The sequence below is a fragment of the Spirochaeta isovalerica genome (assembly GCF_014207565.1).
In the GTDB taxonomy this organism is placed as follows: Bacteria; Spirochaetota; Spirochaetia; order DSM-2461; family DSM-2461; genus Spirochaeta_F; species Spirochaeta_F isovalerica.
In genome coordinates, this window is the sequence record NZ_JACHGJ010000008.1 from 148240 (window position 1) to 166871 (window position 18632).

An 18632-nucleotide genomic window follows, 5' to 3' on the forward strand; every position below is an offset into this window, starting at 1 on the left:
GAGGCGACTCGATGGCAGTTGAAAAAATAGGCGAAGGTCTTGTCAGGATCGGAGCTATGACACAAGAACAGAGGAACCAGGTTATAGAAAAACAGAATGAGGGCGATGAACGGATGTTCGGTGAAATCGCCATTGATCTTGGCTATATCAATGACGAAATCATAATGAATTACATCAATTCCCGCTTCAATTGAAAATCGGTCAGTACAATCCGCGATCCACAATCAATCGCATAATATAAGTAATCACATCCATATCCATCTCTTCGGCCGAAGCATCGACGATGTTTCGAACGTATATCCAGTCCTCTTCTGTCAGAGGATCGGTATCTTCGTCATACTGGCGGTTAAAAAGATCGACGATATCCGCCAGGATTTCAGCTGAATCAAAGAGATTCTCTTTTTCCGAGCAGTACCGGAAAAAAATATCATCGCAGACGCTGTCATCCAAATTGAGATTCCTGTAGAGCATCTCCTTGATTTCAGCTTCCACATCATTAACCTTGCCGGCGAAATGATTCTTTTTTATTTTTTTCAATCCTCTGTAAAAAGGCGATTCCATACTGTACCTCCAGGGGGATTTAAATCCCGGATGAACAGCATATATTTTTTTAAGCGATTATGATATAGTACAGATACCGAAACCGACGGACGGAGGAATCTTTTGAGCGACTATGCAAGACCGAGCTGGGATGATTATTTTATGGAAGTCTGCGAAGCAATCTCCAAAAGGGCTACCTGCGACAGGGGCCGGAGCGGCTGCGTGATCGCCAAGAACAGACAGATACTGGCCACAGGTTATGTCGGTGCTCCCCAGGGGCTTCCCCACTGCGATGAAGCCGGCCATCAGTTCAAAACGGTTGTTCACGAAGACGGCCACGAAAGCCACCACTGTGTCCGCACGGTTCACGCCGAACAGAATGCGATCTGCCAGGCGGCGAAAAGAGGCATTTCCATCGAAGGGGCAACGCTATACTGCCGCATGACACCCTGCCGGACCTGCGCCATGCTGATAATCAATTGCGGGATTGTCAGGGTCGTCTGTGAAAAGAAATATCATGCCGGCGCCGAATCGGAGACGATGTTCGCCGATGCGGGCGTACAGCTGGAATACAAGCTCAATGAAGTCCAGCAGTACGATAATCAGTAAAGCTAGCGGGGAATTCTGTACTTTCTTTTATCTTTTTCTTTGTGCTCTCTGTAATAGATAGCTATATTACCCACAACGCGGACCAGAAGGGACTCTGTCTTTTCGGCGATAACGCCGGCCAGATCGTGACGTGATTCTTTAAAGTCGATAAACTTGACCTTGATCAGTTCGTGTATGTCCAGAGCCTCGTTCACCGCTTTAATGACCTGATCGCTCATTCCGTTGCGCCCGATCATAACAACCGGTTTTATTTCGTGGGCTTCTTTTGTCAGATAAGATCTCTGATAACCTTTTAATTCCATTTCCATTTAACTCCGGTGCCCATCATAACGGAGAGAGGGCATTTCAGTCCAGTCATTCGCTGAACCGCTTCTGAATTTCAAGAAGAGCTTTTTTTGAGCGGAAAAAGATATCCACCAATCGGGGATCGAAGTGAGATCCCTTGCCTTCAAGAATTATCTTATCGATCTGCTCCTCGGGAAACGGTTCCTTGTAAGGGCGCTTCGTGCTGAGGGCATCGTACACATCGGAGATGGCGACTATCCGCGCTTCAAGCGGAATATCTTCACCGGAAATTCCCCGCACGTAACCGCTACCGTCCCACTTTTCATGATGGTAGAGAGTAATATTTTTCGCCATGATATCTATGGCGGGATTATCGAGCATCCGGGAGCCTATAACAACATGCTCCTGCATCTGGATAAACTCTTCGGGTGTGTATTTCCCCGGTTTTTTGAGGATTTTATCTGGGATTCCGACTTTCCCCACATCGTGAAGCGACGAATAGAGTTTGATCCTCTTGATGTAATCCTCATCGCATCCGTATTCTCTGGCGAAATGAGCCGCGTATGCCCCAACTCTCGCAATATGATCGCCCGTATCGGTGTCATTGAAAAGATTGGCATTCTCAAGAGCGTTGACCAGCGCGAAGACCGTACCGTCAAGCCGTTTCGTTTTTTCATCGACCAGTTCCATAAGCTGGAGTTCCCGGCTCTTAAGGATGAGGTTTTTCTCCTCCAGTTCTATCCTCGCCAGCCTTAGATTGAGATGGGCGGAAACCCTCGACATAAGCTCCTGTTTGTTAAAGGGCTTGTTAATATAATCGACTCCTCCCAGATCAAAGGCTTTCACGATATTTTCCGTTCCCGTAACTGCTGTAATAAAGAGTATGGGAATATCGTTAGTCTGCGAATCCTCTTTCAACCGGGAAGCCACTTCATATCCATCCATCTCAGGCATCATGATATCCAGAAGGATCAGGTCCGGTTTTTCCCGGGCCACAAACTCTAGGGCATCTTTTCCGTTGGAAGCCAGGCGGATATCATAGACTTCGCTCTCCCCCAGAATCATCGCCAGATACTGACGGTTTGTTGCAACATCATCGACAACTAAAATTATCGGTTTCTTCTTCATGAACCGGAATCCTCCAGCATTTGCTGTACTAAAGCTGCCAGCCCCGCTTCATCATAATACCGGGCTGTTTCAACTAATTTTTCCCCATAATTTTCCAGACGAGGATCACTTTCTTTAATTTTAAAGCCAATTTCCCGTATTTTCTCAGAGTTGAAAACTTTGACCGAATCCCCCAGCTCTTCCGCTGCATGGCGCAGAATCTCTTTCTGTTCGGCATTCAGTCCTTCTTTTGCCGACTCAAGTATCTCGTCTGCCATGGCCGGATTTTTCTGCCTGGATTCGCATTTTATTTCTACAGTGACAACCGTTCCCTGCGGTTTATTGTCACTGATTCTGAGACTTCCTTTCATTAACTCCACCAGCTTGGATGCAATTGTCAGCCCCAGTCCGATCCCTTCAAACTCACGGTCAAGATTGGCATTTCCCTGGCGGTATAATTCCAGAACAATTTGCTTTTTTTGGTCATCTATGCCGATGCCTGTATCGGCTACGGCGAAACGGAGCGTTTTCCTTTTATACTCGGCAAAGATGGTAACTGATCCGGTAAATGTGAATTTCACGGAATTTTCCATGATCATGGAAAGAATCTCGAAAACGGCGTGAAAATCGAAATAGATACGCATGTCCCCTGGGATATTATTTATCTGTTCGATTTGAATATTTTTCATTCTCGCAGCTTCATCGAATTTATTGACAAGGTTCATAAGCAGGTTATTCACACTTTGATACTGGGGATCGATTTTATAGAGACCGGTTTCGATAGATGAAAAATCAATCAGCTTCTTGGACATAATAAAAAGTCTGCGGCTGTTCTGGGTGATGGCATTTAATGCCTCTTTCTTTTTACTGTCCGTCTCTGAATGATAAAGCTGGTCGGTAAATCCCATTATGGCATTCAGCGGAGTTCTCCACTCATGAGAAATATTATTGATAATATTCCTGGTGTTGCGAAACAGAACTTTGGACACGGCTTCCTGGCTGCCAAGAGATTTATTCAGATAATACTTTATGAGAAAGATAAATAAAAAATAGACGAGTAATTCCAGCAGAATATAAATGATAAGCGGCTGCCACGGTTTAGCGGTTCCCATGGCGATATGGAGAAGGGACACAGTAACGAGGACAATGCCCTGCAGGATGGCAAAGAGAACGGAAAACTGTACAAAAAGCCGGGCTTTTATCTTAGCGAAAAAATCTGACATCGACCCTCCTGACTTAATTATAGTACAATCAAAGTTATGAATCTAATTCTCTTTGAAAATGATGAAATCAATAATAAAATACCCTCTTTCGACTTACGGTATCAGCATATCAGAACCATTCTGAAACTGGGAAAAAATGACAGTTTTGACTGCGGGATTATTAATGGCCCCGGCGGCCGGGCCATGATAAAAAGCCTTGACAGCAGCGGCATGGTTCTGGAATTTGATGAACAGTGGACTTCCCCGCGGCTCTATCCGCTGACTCTTATAATAGGTGTTCCCAGGCCGCCGACAGCCAGACGGCTTTTGAAAGATCTGACTTCTACCGGTGTGGACCGTATCTGGTTTACCGGGACGGAACTGGGTGAGAAATCCTACCTGACCAGTAAAATCTGGCAAAATGAAAAATACCGGGAGTATGTGCTGGAGGGAGCCCAGCAGGGCGAATCGACGCTCCTACCGGAAGTGAGGCGCTTTCACAGTCTGCGGCTCTGTCTGGAAGCACTGGAAGGCGGAGAAGCCAGAGCGGCGCTGGACAACAACGAATCTGTTATGCCCATTTCCCGATACAGTCCGGAGAAAGAGAGGAATGTGATAGCTATCGGTTCCGAACGGGGATGGACGGAGGGAGAGAGAACGCTTCTCAAAGATTCAGGATTCTCTCTGCTATCCATGGGAACCCGGGTTCTCCGTACCGAAACAGCCTGCGCCATGGCGGCCGGATTCACCCTGGCCGCTATGGGAAAAATCTAGATCAGCGATTCCACGAAGGCTTTCACTTCACCGGAACAGGCCCTTTTCTCTTCGGCGCACCGTCCGATAATTTCCACAAGGGCCGATCCGACGACAGTACCGTGCACATGGGGAGCCAGAAGATCGACCTGCTCCTTCTCCCGTATGCCGAATCCAGCCAGAACTTTGGCACCGGAGCGGGACAATTTATCGAGAAATGCGACGGTATCCTCACCGATCGTCGTTCTGGCTCCGGTTATCCCTTTTCTCACAGCGGTATAGATGAAGGGGGGGGTCATCCCCAGAACGGCATTAAGTCTTTCTTCATCGATACCGGGAATGACAACCGGAACAACAGGTATTCCCGCTTTTTTGCCGGCCTCATAGAGCCCTTCATCATAATCGTAGGGAAGATCGGGAATGATCAGACCGGCGACACCGCTCTCAGCCGCTCTTTCCACAAAATTCTCCACACCGGGAGCCATGAGAAGATTGCCGTAAGTCATAAGAAAAACCGGGACATCGGTTTCTGCGGTCAGAGAAGCGAGGAATTCAAATCCTTTATCTGTCGAAAAACCCTCATTGAGAGCATCGGTGCAGGCTCCCTGAATAAGCGGGCCGTCTGCAATGGGGTCGGAAAAGGGAAACTGGACTTCCAGATAGGAGGCACCTCCGGCAACCATGGCCAATGCGGCTAGACGGGATTCCTCAAGATTTGGATAACCTGCGACCAGATGAGTCATTACTATATTTCCGTCAGCCATTTTTCGTCTCCTCATTTAAAAAGTCAAACCATTTATCACGCTGGAGGGCTTTGGCCGTAATGAAAATATCCTTATCGCCCCGTCCCGACATATTTATTATAACAGCCTCTCCCGGTTTGTACTGTTCCGCGATTTTCAGTCCCGCCGCGCCGGCATGGGCCGACTCGAGAGCGAAAATGATTCCTTCGTTGGAAGCGAAAAAACGAAGGGCTTCCAGGGCCTCATCATCGCGGACTGAAGTGAATTCGATCCGTCCCGTATCGCCCAGATGAGCCAGCTGGGGACCGATGCCCGGGTAATCGAGTCCTGCGGATATGGAATGGGTATGCAGAACCTGCCCGTCTCCATCGAAGAGAAACCGGCTCTTATAGCCCTGGATCACTCCCGTTCTGCCTTCTCCCGTCATTCTCGCGGCATGGCACCCCTCTTCAGGTCCGGTACCGCCGGCTTCCGCGCCAATCAGCCTCGGCGTTCCGCTATGGATGAAAGGTTCGAAAAAGCCGATGGCGTTGGAACCGCCGCCCACACAGGCGACCATGGCTCTGACCTGAAGCTTCCTCTTCTCCTGTTCCGCCTTGACTTCCTTTCCTATAACGGACTGGAACTCCCGGACCATATCGGGATAAGGGCTCGGTCCGAGAGCGGAACCGATCAGATAATGGGTATCGGCGCTGGAGGAGGCCCAGTCACGGAGCGCTTCGTTCACGGCATCCTTCAGGGTTTTGGATCCCGATTCCACAGGAAAGACTTCGGCGCCGAACATCTCCATGAGAAAAACATTGGGTCTCTGCCTCTTTATATCTTCAGAGCCCATGTAGACCCGGCATTCCAATCCCAGCCTGGCGCAGACCGCCGCCGTTGCCACGCCGTGCTGACCCGCTCCCGTTTCAGCGATAATCCGGCTCTTCCCCATTCTTTTGGCCAGAAGAGCCTGACCGGCGGCATTGTTGATTTTATGGGCTCCCGTATTGGCCAGCCCTTCCAGTTTGATATAGATATCCGCACCGCCAACCGCCTTCGATGCTTTCTCCGCGTAGAGCAGCGGCGTGGGGCGGCCGATATACTCTTTGCCGAAACGGTTCAGTTCCTTTAGAAAGCCATCGTCATCCATAGCTTCTTTAAAAGCGGCTTCCAGTTCGTCGAGAGGTCCCCGGAGCAGTTCCGCCACATAACGTCCGCCGTAGGGACCGAAAAAATCATTATACACAGCCATTATCTATCTCCCTGAAAAATTCTTTCATTTTCCCATGATCCTTACGTCCTTTTTCCGCTTCGAGACGACTCGAAGCATCGATGAGCTCGGGTCTGAATTCACTGATAATCCCGCTGATGTTTTCCGGAGACAATCCGCCAGCCATCCAGAGAGGCCGGACTTGCGAAGCTTCAGTGACTATCTCTCCGTCAAGGCGCTTGCCTGTGCCGCCGTATTCCTTATCCGACCAGGCATCGACCAGAACTCTCGGTCCGGGAAATCTGTCAATTTCCTGCACATCCCCCCTGTCTCTCAATCTCAGAGCTTTGAAGCAGGGATAGGAGAAACTCCTCAGATCACCGGGATTTTCATTGCCGTGAAATTGAACAGCATCCAGATACCCCTTTTCCAGGAGCTCCATGACCTCTCTGTCCGGCTCGCCTTCCCCTGTAACCACGACCGCCACTTTCAGAACATCAAGATCCTTAACAGTCCGGATAAATGAGGGATCCGCTCTCCGGGGCGATTCGGCCAGGACGAAACCCAGAATATCGGCTCCCATCCCGACCGCTGCCTCCCCGTCCTCGCGGTTTGTTATACCGCAGATTTTAACCAGAGGCCTGCCCTGCCGTTTCCGCGAATAGAGACGATTCCAGAAATTTCCCTCCCCCTTACGTTCCGCAGCCTGGATCAGATCATCAATCAGATCAGGATCCCTGACAACAGATTCGCCGACCAGAATCCCGGCGAAACCGCTCTCAAAGGGTATGATAGCCTCATTGAAAGAGGAGATCCCCGACTCGTAAACGACCTGAGTCTCCCAATCGATATGCTTCTTCAATTCGATGGGAAGGATTTGATCTATTCGGAAGGTTTTGAGATTCCTGCTGTTGATTCCCATAATCTTCGGTCGGAAAGAGCGCACTTTGTCGACTTCCTCCCTGTTGTGAACTTCCACAAGAACCGCCAATCCCAGGCTTACGGCATAATGGTACAGCTCTTCGATTTTCTCTTTGTCCAGCAAGGCGGCGATAAGCAGAACGGCATCGGCACCGGCTCTGTAGGATACCAGCACATCCTCTTTTTCAAGTAAAAAGTCTTTACGGAGAACAGCCGCTTCGGGATAGGCTCTTTTTACTGCAATAAGATCATCGAGCGTTCCGCCGAAGTGGTCTTCTTCAGTCAGAACTGAAATATTGCGGATACCTTTTCCGAAATACAGACCGGCCTGTTTAACAGGATCGGCAATTTCCGATATTTTCCCTTTCGACGGCGAACGCCGTTTTATCTCGCAGATGACAAAGGGATTCTGACCGAACTTCTGTAAAGGGACGTCCCTTTCCGGTGGAACCGCCGATCCCAGAGTGTAGCCTTCCCTTTTAATGGTCTCTCTGCGTATCGAAGCTATTTTATTGAGAATATTCATGAGAAACTTCCCTGCAGATGTCCCAGAAGTTGTTGAACCTTCCCGGACTCCAGAGATGTTTTCGCTATTTTGTATCCCTCTTCTATGGAACCGGCCAGACCATAGATATAGAGCCCGGCTCCGCCGTTGAGCAGAACCGCATCCCTGATAGCCGGCCTTCCTTTTCCATCGAGAAGATCCCGGGCAAGTGCGGCATTTTCAGCAGCGTCTCCCCCTTTCAGATCATCGAGGGAATAAGGACCGATCCCCAGTGCTGCAGGATCGAAAATATAATCTTCTTTTTGTCCCCTTTCATCGATGACGATAACCCTCGAAGGCGCTGAGACTGAAAGCTCATCAATACCGTCCTGCCCGTAAATCACCATAACCCGCTTCACGCCGAGCATATGGGCGGCATCGGCCATAATTTCACAGAGGTCCTCCCGGTAAACACCGATGATCTGATATTCCGCCGCGGCGGGATTAACCAGGGGGCCGAGCAGATTCATAATCGATTTTACACCGAGGGCTTTTCTGACCGGTGCGGCGAACCGCATGGCTTTGTGGTACACCGGTGCGAAGAGAAAGGAAAAGCGCGCATCGGATAGTAATTTCTCCGCCTGTTGCGGAGAGATGTCTACAGGAACACCCATTTCCCGGTAAAAGTCGGCGCTTCCGCTTCTGGAACTGACGGCCCTGTTTCCATGCTTTGCCACGGCTGCGCCGCCCGCTGCTGCGACCAGCGCGGAAAAAGAAGAAATATTAAAAGTACCTATGCCGTCGCCGCCGGTTCCCACTATATCGAGAACCGGTTCTCCGGTTTTAACGGGAACTCTTTTTTTGTGAAGGACCGAGGCGCACCCGGCGATTTCCTCGGCGCAGACACCTTTGGTATTGAAGGCCGTCAGATATCCTGCGATGTGTATATCGCTGAGGCTTCCATCAGTCAGCTCCTCCATAAAAAGGACCGCCTCATCACGATTCAGATCCTGGCCGTTCATGATTTTTTCCAGTTTTCCCTTTACATCGAAAGGCTCTTTTCTGTAATTGAGGAAATTTCTGAGCATCCGCTTACCTTCTTCCGAGGCGATGGACTCAGGATGAAACTGAACACCTTCTACGACATAATCCCTATGCCGGACGCCCATGATCTCGCCATCGGGAGTCCGGGCCGTAATTTCCAGTTCGGCCGGTAGACTCTTTTCTTCTATGGCCAGCGAGTGATATCTGGTGCAGTTCAGCGGGGCGGAAAGATTCCTGAACACCCCTTTGCCGTCATGGCTGACGGGTTCGACCATACCGTGAACGATCCTGGCAGCCGGGATGATTTTTCCACCGAAGACTTCTCCAATGACCTGATGCCCGAGGCAGACCCCCAGAATGGGGATCTTTCCGGCGAAAGTCCTGACAGTCTCCATGGATATTCCCGCATCTTCAGGCCGGCCGGGACCGGGGGAGATGATAATGGCGTGGGGATTCATCTCTCTGATGTCCTCAATAGAGATGGCATTGTTTCTGTGAACCTCCACGGGGATATCTGTCAGCTCAGTGAGAAACTGGTAAACATTATAAGTAAAGGAATCAAAATTATCGATTAAAAGGATCATACTAAACCTCCACGCCCAGGGCTGTCGCCATGGCTCTCAGTTTTTCGCCGGTTTCCTCCAGCTCTCTCTCGGGAGTCGAATCATACACAATACCGGCTCCGGCCTGCATATAAATGGAATCGCCTTTTTTCAGAGCGCTTCTGATGGTGATGCAGGAATCCATATTCCCTTCCGGTTCCATAATGCCGATAAGGCCGGCATAGAATTTCCTCGGATAGATCTCCAGTTTGTCGATGGTCTCGATAGCCTGGATCTTAGGGGCGCCGGAAACAGTTCCCGCAGGGAAAGTCGCGCGAACGGCATCTGCGGCGCTTTTCCCTTCATCCAGATCCCCTTCCACCTGGGAAACGATATGAATGACATGGGAGTACTTTTCGATAGATCGGAATTCGGTCATTTCCACAGATCCGGACCGGCAGATCCGTCCCAGGTCATTTCTCCCCAGGTCGACGAGCATCAGGTGCTCAGCCCCCTCTTTGGGATCGGCGAGAAGCTCTTCTTCAAGGGCTTTGTCCTCTTTGGCATTGGCGCCGCGCCGTCTCGTTCCGGCAATGGGCCGGAGGAGAGCCCGGCCATCGTTGACTTTCACATGCACTTCCGGAGATGACCCGAAAAGCTGAAAATCATCAAAATCAATGTAAAAAAGATAGGGTGAAGGGTTTGTGGAGCGGAGTTTCCGGTAGGCTTCCAGAGCCGGCAGTTTGGTTTTAACTCTCAATCTGCGCGACACGACACCCTGCAGAAGGTTTCCTTTTATAATTTCCTCTTTTATGCGGACGACACCCTTGAGGAAAGCGTCCTTCTCCTGATCGCTGAAGATCAGTTCAGCGCTGTAATCGCGGTCGTGCGGAGCCAGATAATTAAAATTCAAATCGTTGATCTTCCTTTCCGTCTCATCCACCGCTTCCTCAAGATCGATCTCCTGTTCCTTGTAATTGAGGCCGATCAGATATATGACATCGGTAAAATGGTCGAAAACAATAAAAATATGGCCGAAGAGAAACATCGCGTCGGGAAGATTCAGGGGGTCGGCCTTCTCCGAAAAATTGATGGTGTCGCATTTGCGGCTGAACTCGTAGGACAGAAAACCGATGCCGCCCGCCGGGAAAGGCATGCCGGCAGAGGGGATGCTGTGCTGATTGGAGAAATAGGCCAGGACATCGAGAATATCCCTGGCTCCCGAGCGCACCCGTTTACGGCTCCCCTTCTCCGTTATATAAATGTCATCCCCTTCCTGGGAGACGCGGAAAGCCTCATGAACCATGAGAATCGAGTATCGGGAGCGTCCTCTCGAAAAAGCCGCCGATTCAAGTATTATCCTGGCATTCAGTTTATCGGCCAGAGCAAAAGGGGTAAACCGTTCGCCGGGCAGTGTTCTGATTATGGTATCCATCCGTTTTTCCGGCATCAGATCCTCCAATTAATTCACATGTATCTACGTATAGATACATTGATGATTTCCCCGATTCTATAGAGAGAAACATCTTTAGTCAATAACTTTTTCTTTTTTCCTCCCCTGTTGACAGAAATTTTCTGTTGCGTTATATTCACAAAGGTCTTGCCGCTGTAGCTCAGTCGGTAGAGCAGAGGACTGAAAATCCTTGTGTCGTGAGTTCAAATCTCACCGGTGGCAATGGGGCTGATACTTCGTGTATCAGCCTCTTTTTTTTACCCGCATTGACAAAGCTCACCTTTAAGTCTATTTCTTTATTATGGTCAAACGGAAAATTGAAAATCCGGACTTTCTTGAGAATTCCGGAAACAGGGAGCAGGACAAACTGACCTCCTTCCTGCTCGGCGGCGGTAAAATGAGAGCCGTTTTGTGCAACGGCTCCCTTATGATCAACCAGATGAGAGCGAATCATCAGCTGCAGATTGCCGAAACGCTAATCCTCGGTCGCAATTACCTGGCAGCCTCCCTGCTGTCAGCCAATCTCAAAGAAGAGGATGTCATAAAAATCCAGGTCAGCTGTTCCGGCCCCCTCGGCGGACTTAACGTTGAAGCCGACCACAATCACAACGTGCGGGGATATCTCTTCAACAATCCTATCAACGCGCCTGATCCCGGATCCATGGCTCTGTCGGATTATTTCGGCGCGGGAGTCCTCTCCTTTACAAGACTCAACCGCATGACGAATAAACCTTTTACCGGGCAGATTGAAATTCAATACGGCAATACGGCCCGTGATCTGGCGTACTATTTCACAGCTTCGGAACAACTGGCTACGGCATTTAAGCTGGATGTCTCATTCAGTGACGACGGCAATGTCAAAGGCGCGGGGGGGCTGCTCATTCAGGCCCTTCCCGGAACCGATGACGAATTGCTTTTGGAAGCGGAGAAGACCATTCTGGATCTTCCCTCGCTGGGACAATGGTTTGCCGATGACAAAACTTCGGAGAGCTTTATATCAGAAAGACTCGCCTCGCTCGAACCTCAGATTCTGGCCTCCTCCGACACAGAGTTTTTCTGCCCCTGCAGCAAAGAGCGGATCAGAGTGCACATCAGCGCCCTGCCCGATACGGATAAACAGGACATCATCAGCAAAAACGATTTCCCGATAAAATCCCTTTGTCATAATTGCGGAACCTCCTATCTTTTTTCCCGGGAAGAGAGTATGGAACTGTTTATTAAGGAAAAAAAACTTCAATAGAGAGAAGAAACCATGGGCGATGGCGCGCCTCTTCACGAAGCGCTTTTTGAAAACGGAGTTTACCCCCTTATCATTATGGAACTGAAAAGTGAAAGGATAATCCGGGTAAACAACGTTTTTAAAGAATGGTTCCGCACCGATGAACCGTCATTCCGCTCAATATCCCTAAGGGGTGGAAGTAAGCAGCTGGCTGTGCGGCTGGAACAGAATCCGGTTGTCCGAGACATGGAACTATCAATCATTCACGGCAATGGAAAGAAAGTCGCCTGTCTGGGAACAGCCCATAAAATCAGGGAAAACAGAACCGAAAGAACCCTGATCGTCATTCATGAATCTCTCGAAACGAGCCGGCAGACCGCGGTTCTGAAGCGCAAATCCTTCAACCTCTATACTCTTTCGCAGAACATCGATATGGCCTTCTGGTCCGTAGATACCCAGATGTCTCTGGTCGATTACAACAACCATTTCTCCAAACTGCTCGAAACCGCAGATAAACCGGTTAAGCCCCCTCTTCCCGATATTATGGACGTCGACTGGAAAGCGAGATACGAAGCGGCTTTGCGCGGGGAGAAAAAAGAATATAACGATTTCTACCGGGGAAAGAACCTCATAACCAAGTTATCGCCGATCTACACCGATTACGGAGAAGTAGCCGGAGTCAGCGCGACAATACGTGATATTACTGATGAAATAAACCGGAGAAAAAACCTGGAAGTGCTTCATCAGCGGTTCAACAGCATTCTGGATTCTGCGACCGATGCGGCTATCATAGCCACCGATCCCCAGGGCATAATCCGTCAGTTCAACCGTGGGGCTTCCGTTATGCTGGGTTATACGCCGGAAGAGATCATCGGAAAAAGGGATCTGCTGCACTTCTATGCGCCGTCATTTCTAAGAGAGATCAAAAACTACATCAGGGCGGAAAAGGGCGTCAGGCTGAAAAGCTCTCAGATATTTTCCTGGCTGACAGATAATCCCGATTTGATAAATAATATGGAATGGCGCTTTATCAATAAACAGCGCCGGACGATTGATGTGAAAATCAGCCTCTCAACCGTACTGATGGAAGATCAGTCCTACGCGGGAATACTGCTGATCGCCCAGGATATATCGGAACTGAAGAGGATCAGGGAAGAACTGGAAATATCCAAAATGCAGGCCGAAGAGATGAGCCGGACGAAAACATCATTTCTGGCCAATATGTCCCATGAGATCCGGACCCCTCTGAACGGAATCATCGGCATGGCCGACCTGCTGAAAAATACCCCATTAACCGATATGCAGCAGAACCAGGTTTCAATCGTTCTCAAAAGCGCCAATACCCTTCTCCTCCTGATAAATGACATATTGGATTACACAAGGATCGAAGCGGGCAAATTCAAACTGGGACTGGCATCATTCAGCATGAGAAATCTGCTCGAAGACATCATCGAAATGATGGCTGTCAGTTTCAAGGAAAAAAATATCCGGTTTAAAGTCAACATTGACGAACAGGTGACGGACAGACTGGTAGGCGACCCCCGCAGGATAAAACAGATACTCCTCAACCTTGTGGGAAACGCGCTGAAGTTTACCAATAAAGGTTTTATTGAAGTGCAAATCAGCCAGATAAACGAAGGAATGGGTGATCTGACTCTCTATATAAGAGTCATTGATACGGGCATCGGCATTTCTGAAGAGGAGAAAGAGAAACTCTTCCAGTCATTCTCACAGGCCGATTCGTCGACAACAAGAAAATTCGGCGGTTCAGGCCTCGGACTGGCTATCTCCAAAGAGCTGGTATCAATGATGGAAGGGGAAATCGGAATGGACAGCCGCCCGGGAGAAGGCTCCACTTTCTGGTTCACCATTAAACTGGCCCGCGATGTAAGGGAACTGGAAAACCTTAAAGCGATCGTCATCAATGGAAACGCTGTCAGCAGGAAAGCCTTAATGAGAAGATTGAAATCACTCCATATGGAAGCAGCCGGAGCCTCAGAGTTTGAAGATTTGACGAAAAAAGAGATTGCCACGGCCGATGTGATACTGGTCCATGAAAATCTGACAAACCGGGATTGGCGAAACAGCGCAGGAGGGAAGACAATGATAATCGAAACCTCTTTCTCCCGCGACTCTCCGCTGAATAAGAATATCGACGGAAGACTCCTCCTGCCCTGCCGTCAGGATGAACTGATAAACTGTTTGACAACTGTCATAGAGAAACGGAAAAAAACAGTTTTGTTTAACAATTCCCGGAAGGAGATTCTTCCGGAAGAGCGTGAAGAAAACAGCCGGATCCGCATACTGATTGCGGAAGATAACAAGATCAACCAGCTTGTGGCCATGAACTTTCTTAAAAAGCTCGGTTATTCGGCCGATCTGGCTGAAAACGGCGAGCAGGCTCTGGAAGCCTGCCGGAACCGGACCTATGATGCTGTTCTGATGGACCAGATGATGCCGGTTATGGATGGTATAGAAGCGACATCCCGCATACGTAATGGGGAAGGCGGAGAGGCGAATAAAAATGTGAAAATCATCGCACTGACGGCCAATGCCATGAAAGGCGACAGAGAAGCTCTAATTGAAGCGGGAATGGACGATTATATAGCCAAACCCATTGTTCTCAAAGATATACAGGAAATCCTCGACCGGAATCTGAAATCCAGTTAAAAAAAGCGAATACATTCTGGAAGACATATGCTATACTACTTAAGTAGTAACAATAAAATCTTCATTGTCTGATGTTCTGATATAAATAACCCCCGAAAATATCGGGAAATATATTGATTAAATCCATTTTTCACCTTTTTCGTAATTTTTAGCTTGCCAGATTGGATTTTTCGAATAATACTAACTTGTATTTAAAAAAAATATTCTTTAGTTATGGTTATTTCTGTAATGATAGGAGACAGTTATGGATGCAATAAACCCATTTGAAATGGCTCAGAGACAGTTAGATACAGCTGCAGCCAAATTAGGACTCGACGAAGGAACACATATGTTCCTGAGAAACCCTCAGCACGAAGTAAAAGTAAATATCCCCGTTAAGATGGATGACGGAACGACAAAAGTCTTTCAGGGATTCAGAATACAGCACAGCACGGCAAGAGGACCTGCGAAAGGCGGCCTCAGATGGCATCCCGATGAAACTGTCGATACAGTAAGGGCTCTCGCTACATGGATGACATGGAAAACTTCGGTTGTCGACATTCCCCTCGGAGGCGGAAAAGGCGGCGTCATCTGCGACCCCAAGACTCTTTCCGATTCGGAAAAAGAAAGACTGGCCAGAGCTTATATTAGAGCCGTATCCCGCGATATCGGAACTCTCAACGATGTTCCCGCGCCGGATGTCAATACGACACCCCAGATCATGGCCTGGATGATGGATGAGTTCGAAGCCATCAAAGAGGGTTCCTACCCCGGAATCATTACAGGAAAACCTCTCGCCCTGGGCGGAAGCAAAGGGCGGACCGATGCAACAGCCAGAGGCGGTCTTTTCACAGTAAGGGAAGCGGCTAAAAACATGAATCTGGACCTGAAAGGGAAATCCATGGTAATCCAGGGATTCGGAAATGTCGGTCGCTACTGCGCCATCCTCGCGGAAGAGATCATCGGAACAAAGGTAATCGCCGTCAGTGATGAGTACGGTGCGATCCTCAAGGAAGACGGACTCGATATCGATGAACTGGTAAAATTTTATGAAAGAACCGGTTCCGTAAAAGACTTCCCCGGAACAAAAGCCATTTCCAATGCGGAACTTCTTGAACTGGAGTGCTACATTCTGGTTCCCGCGGCAATCGAAGGTGTTATTACAGACAAAAACGTCAACAACCTCAAAGCCAAGATGGTTCTCGAGCTGGCAAACGGTCCCACTACACCGGAAGCCGATGATGTGCTCTACAAAAAAGGAGTCTTCCTGATTCCCGATTTCCTTGCCAACGCAGGGGGAGTCACGGTATCATATTTTGAGCAGGTACAGAATACATACAACTACTACTGGGAGCTCGATGAAGTTCACAGAAGGCTTGACGATAAAATGACAGCTGCGTTTCAGGCTGTTTACGAAATGGCTCAGGCTGAAAAGGTGGATATGCGTCAGGCTGCCTATCTGGTAGCGGTAAAACGCGTAGCCGAAGCGGTTAAACTCAGAGGTTGGGTTTCCTGACTCTGATTCAGCAGCGAATTTGAAGGGCAGCCTGCGGGCTGCCTTTTTTCATAAACAGGAGAAACGATGAACAGACCCGATGATATCCTTTTCAAACTTTTCACTTTGAATAAAAAAATGATCCCTTACAATGACATGATAGATAAGATCCTCCAGACTTTTCTTGACAAGCTTGAGAGTGACGGGATTCTCAGTGAAGAGGAACTTGAAATACTCACACTGGATTATTTACAGAATAATCCCGATCAGAAGGATAATCCCGGAATTCGCAGCGATTACCGGAATATGCTCATCGAATACTATTTCATCAACTCCCACCCTGAAGAGGATGTGGAAAACTATATCAACCTGGCCAGAAAGCATGAAAAGATAAAAGTCCTGGCCAGAGCCGTAACGAGAGAGAACAAATCTTCCAAAGAAATAAAGAAATACCTCGATGATTTCTGCCGCATACCCGCGGGAGACGTATATCTGCCTCTGAACGAAACCAAAGAGATTCGGGTCAAACTGATCGACAGGTTTATTTCCAATCAGCTTCCTTATATAGGCATAGCCAAAGACCATATCAATGTGAGGGACATCGGAAAACTGACCGATAATTTTTACGGTGCATCGAGTAAAACCGGTCGTGTCGGAGGAAAAGCGGCGGGTATTATCCTCGCCCACAAGATTCTGAAACCTTCGTTAGGTGAAATCGACGAGGAACTGGAAAAATACGTCACCACTCCCGAATCGTGGTTTTTCAACTCGGAAATGTTCAGCGACTTCGTCGATTACAACAACCTGCACTATTTTCACAGTCAGAAATACAAAAACCAGAGCGACCTGCGGCGGGATTTTGAAATAATCGATAAAACCATAATGGAAGCAGAACTTCCGCCTAATCAGAAGAAAATGATTAAAGGCTTTCTCGAAAAGATCGGCGATGATTCACCGCTGATTCTCCGCTCGTCCACGCTGCTCGAAGATAATATGGGTTACTCGTTTTCGGGAAAATACGACTCCATTTTTATCAGCAATCAGGGAAAAATCAAGGACAGAGTGGACGAGTTCATATGGGCTTTCAAGAAGGTTCATATCAGCACCTTCGCCCTTGACCCGATCATCTACCGCCAGGACCACGACCTGCTGGACTTCGATGAGAGAATGAATGTTCTGGTCCAGAAAGTCGTTGGACAGAAAGTCGGAAAATACTTCTTCCCCGCTGCTGCCGGCGTGGCTTTTTCCTACAACGGATACCGGTGGAACCCCAAGATAAAAAAAGAGGAAGGACTGCTCAGACTCGTTTACGGTCTGGGAACCAGAGCCGTGGACAGAGTCGGAAACGACTATCCCCGCATGATATCGCTGAGCCACCCCACGCTCCGGCCGGAAATTACCGCGCCTCAGATCCGGAAATACTCCCAGAAAAGTGTCGACGTCATAAATCTGGAAACAAAGGAACTGGAAACCGTTCCTTTTATTGATCTGCTCGACAGCGCGGAAAACAGTGAACTGCCGGAATTATTCAACGCCATATCGGTCAACAAAGAGGGGCATCTCGCGCCTCCCATGTTCAAATCGGATAAATTCGACCCTTCCGATGCCTGTATAACCTTTGATAATCTTATTAATAAAACACCTTTCATCCGGATCATGAAAAAAATACTGACTAAGCTTGAGGATGGATACCACAGACCGGTCGATGTGGAATTCGCCTGGCACGGCGACAAACTTTATATACTCCAATGCCGCCCTTTGAACATCAAGAAAACAAGCGAAAGCATAACCGTCCCTAAAAATATTCCCTCAAACCGAACCCTTTTCACCAACAGGAAGTGCATAACAAGCGAAATCATCAAGAACATAGGTAAAATCGTTTATGTGGATCCCAAAGCCTACAATCAGCTGGAAACCTATCAGGACAAAGTGGAAATCGGACGGGCTGTGCACAGTATCAACCAGGCGCTGGCGGGAGAGCGGTTTGCTCTTTTCGGTCCCGGCCGATGGGGAAGCAGCGATATAAGCCTCGGTGTAAAGGTCGGATACAACGATATCAACAAAACACTGATCCTGGGAGAAATTGCCTTCGAACAGAGCGGTTCAACACCGGAAGTATCCTTCGGAACGCATTTCTTCAACGACCTGGTGGAGGCTAACATTATCTCCATTGCCCTGTTTCCCGACAGAGAGGACACGATCTTCAATGAAGAGTTCTTCCTGAAGTCTCCCAATATACTCAGGGATATTGTTCCGCACTACTCCTCTCTGGAAAATGTCATTCATATAATTGATGTCAAAGAAGCAACGGGCGGCAATCTCCTCCATGTGTATCAGGATGATGAACATCAGCAGGGAATCGGATACTTCGCTCCTTAAAGTGGACAGTACATT

General features: G+C 48.6%; 16 protein-coding genes and 1 tRNA gene. 8 read left to right on the top strand and 9 right to left on the bottom strand.

Translation table 11 applies throughout. The features are described from left to right. Positions 1–11: 11 nt before the first annotated feature. Positions 12–194: a hypothetical protein gene (locus tag HNR50_RS17760; protein ID WP_184748140.1), complete on the top strand. Its 183-nt coding sequence runs from the start codon at positions 12–14 to the stop codon at positions 192–194. Between the two features lie 7 nt (positions 195–201). Here HNR50_RS17760 and HNR50_RS17765 read toward each other — a convergent pair whose 3' ends face one another. Next, the gene (locus HNR50_RS17765) at positions 202–561 is read right to left on the bottom strand and encodes a hypothetical protein (RefSeq protein WP_184748141.1); all 360 of its coding nucleotides are present in this window, start codon (positions 559–561) and stop codon (positions 202–204) included. A gap of 102 nt (positions 562–663) precedes the next feature. On the opposite strand from HNR50_RS17765, the gene HNR50_RS17770 reads away from it, so the two are divergent. Next, on the top strand, positions 664–1149 hold the full coding sequence (locus HNR50_RS17770; protein WP_184748142.1) for a deoxycytidylate deaminase: 486 nt from the start codon (positions 664–666) through the stop codon (positions 1147–1149). A gap of 2 nt (positions 1150–1151) precedes the next feature. On the opposite strand, the gene HNR50_RS17775 is transcribed toward HNR50_RS17770, so the two are convergent. The 3 genes from HNR50_RS17775 to HNR50_RS17785 are packed head-to-tail and all read right to left on the bottom strand — an operon-like array spanning position 1152 to position 3764. Further along, complete coding sequence (locus HNR50_RS17775) at positions 1152–1451, bottom strand: YhbY family RNA-binding protein (protein ID WP_184748225.1); 300 nt, start codon at positions 1449–1451, stop codon at positions 1152–1154. A gap of 52 nt (positions 1452–1503) precedes the next feature. After that, positions 1504–2562: an HD-GYP domain-containing protein gene (locus tag HNR50_RS17780; protein ID WP_184748143.1), complete on the bottom strand. Its 1059-nt coding sequence runs from the start codon at positions 2560–2562 to the stop codon at positions 1504–1506. Continuing rightward, positions 2559–3764 (bottom strand): sensor histidine kinase, encoded by a 1206-nt coding sequence (locus HNR50_RS17785; protein WP_184748144.1) that lies wholly within the window; start codon positions 3762–3764, stop codon positions 2559–2561. The genes HNR50_RS17780 and HNR50_RS17785 overlap by 4 nt, the downstream gene beginning before the upstream one ends. A 36-nt stretch (positions 3765–3800) precedes the next feature. Here HNR50_RS17785 and HNR50_RS17790 point away from each other — a divergent pair, with 36 nt between their 5' ends. Next, positions 3801–4517, top strand: coding sequence for an RsmE family RNA methyltransferase (locus HNR50_RS17790; protein ID WP_184748145.1), 717 nt, complete (start codon positions 3801–3803; stop codon positions 4515–4517). On the opposite strand, the gene trpA is transcribed toward HNR50_RS17790, so the two are convergent. Genes trpA through trpE form a run of 5 tightly spaced genes read right to left on the bottom strand, consistent with a single transcriptional unit; the run spans position 4514 to position 10872 of the window. Next, positions 4514–5260 carry a tryptophan synthase subunit alpha gene (trpA, locus tag HNR50_RS17795; RefSeq protein WP_184748146.1) on the bottom strand — a complete coding sequence of 249 codons (747 nt, stop codon included), beginning with the start codon at positions 5258–5260 and terminating at the stop codon, positions 4514–4516. The genes HNR50_RS17790 and trpA overlap by 4 nt on opposite strands. Beyond that, positions 5253–6473 carry a tryptophan synthase subunit beta gene (gene trpB, locus HNR50_RS17800; RefSeq protein ID WP_184748147.1) on the bottom strand — a complete coding sequence of 407 codons (1221 nt, stop codon included), beginning with the start codon at positions 6471–6473 and terminating at the stop codon, positions 5253–5255. The genes trpA and trpB overlap by 8 nt, the downstream gene beginning before the upstream one ends. Further along, a complete protein-coding gene (trpF, locus tag HNR50_RS17805; RefSeq protein ID WP_184748148.1) occupies positions 6460–7878 on the bottom strand; it encodes a bifunctional indole-3-glycerol phosphate synthase/phosphoribosylanthranilate isomerase in 1419 nt (472 codons plus the stop codon). Before trpF ends, trpB begins: the two co-directional genes overlap by 14 nt. Beyond that, complete coding sequence (locus HNR50_RS17810) at positions 7875–9464, bottom strand: bifunctional anthranilate synthase component II/anthranilate phosphoribosyltransferase (protein WP_184748149.1); 1590 nt, start codon at positions 9462–9464, stop codon at positions 7875–7877. The genes trpF and HNR50_RS17810 overlap by 4 nt, the downstream gene beginning before the upstream one ends. Position 9465: 1 nt before the next feature. Then, positions 9466–10872 (bottom strand): anthranilate synthase component I, encoded by a 1407-nt coding sequence (gene trpE / locus HNR50_RS17815; protein ID WP_184748150.1) that lies wholly within the window; start codon positions 10870–10872, stop codon positions 9466–9468. Positions 10873–11024: 152 nt separating this feature from the next. Between trpE and HNR50_RS17820 the strand changes: the two genes are divergently transcribed. The 5 genes from HNR50_RS17820 (at position 11025) to HNR50_RS17840 (ending at position 18617) form a co-directional block, all read left to right on the top strand. Beyond that, positions 11025–11097: transfer RNA gene (locus HNR50_RS17820), tRNA-Phe, on the top strand. Between the two features lie 79 nt (positions 11098–11176). Continuing rightward, positions 11177–12115 (top strand): Hsp33 family molecular chaperone HslO, encoded by a 939-nt coding sequence (locus HNR50_RS17825; RefSeq protein WP_184748151.1) that lies wholly within the window; start codon positions 11177–11179, stop codon positions 12113–12115. 12 nt (positions 12116–12127) lie between these two features. Continuing rightward, complete coding sequence (locus HNR50_RS17830) at positions 12128–14764, top strand: ATP-binding protein (protein WP_184748152.1); 2637 nt, start codon at positions 12128–12130, stop codon at positions 14762–14764. A gap of 244 nt (positions 14765–15008) precedes the next feature. Further along, positions 15009–16259, top strand: a complete 1251-nt coding sequence (locus HNR50_RS17835) for a Glu/Leu/Phe/Val family dehydrogenase (RefSeq protein WP_184748153.1) — start codon at positions 15009–15011, stop codon at positions 16257–16259. Positions 16260–16325: 66 nt separating this feature from the next. Further along, positions 16326–18617 carry a PEP/pyruvate-binding domain-containing protein gene (locus tag HNR50_RS17840; RefSeq protein ID WP_184748154.1) on the top strand — a complete coding sequence of 764 codons (2292 nt, stop codon included), beginning with the start codon at positions 16326–16328 and terminating at the stop codon, positions 18615–18617. Positions 18618–18632: the final 15 nt, after the last annotated feature.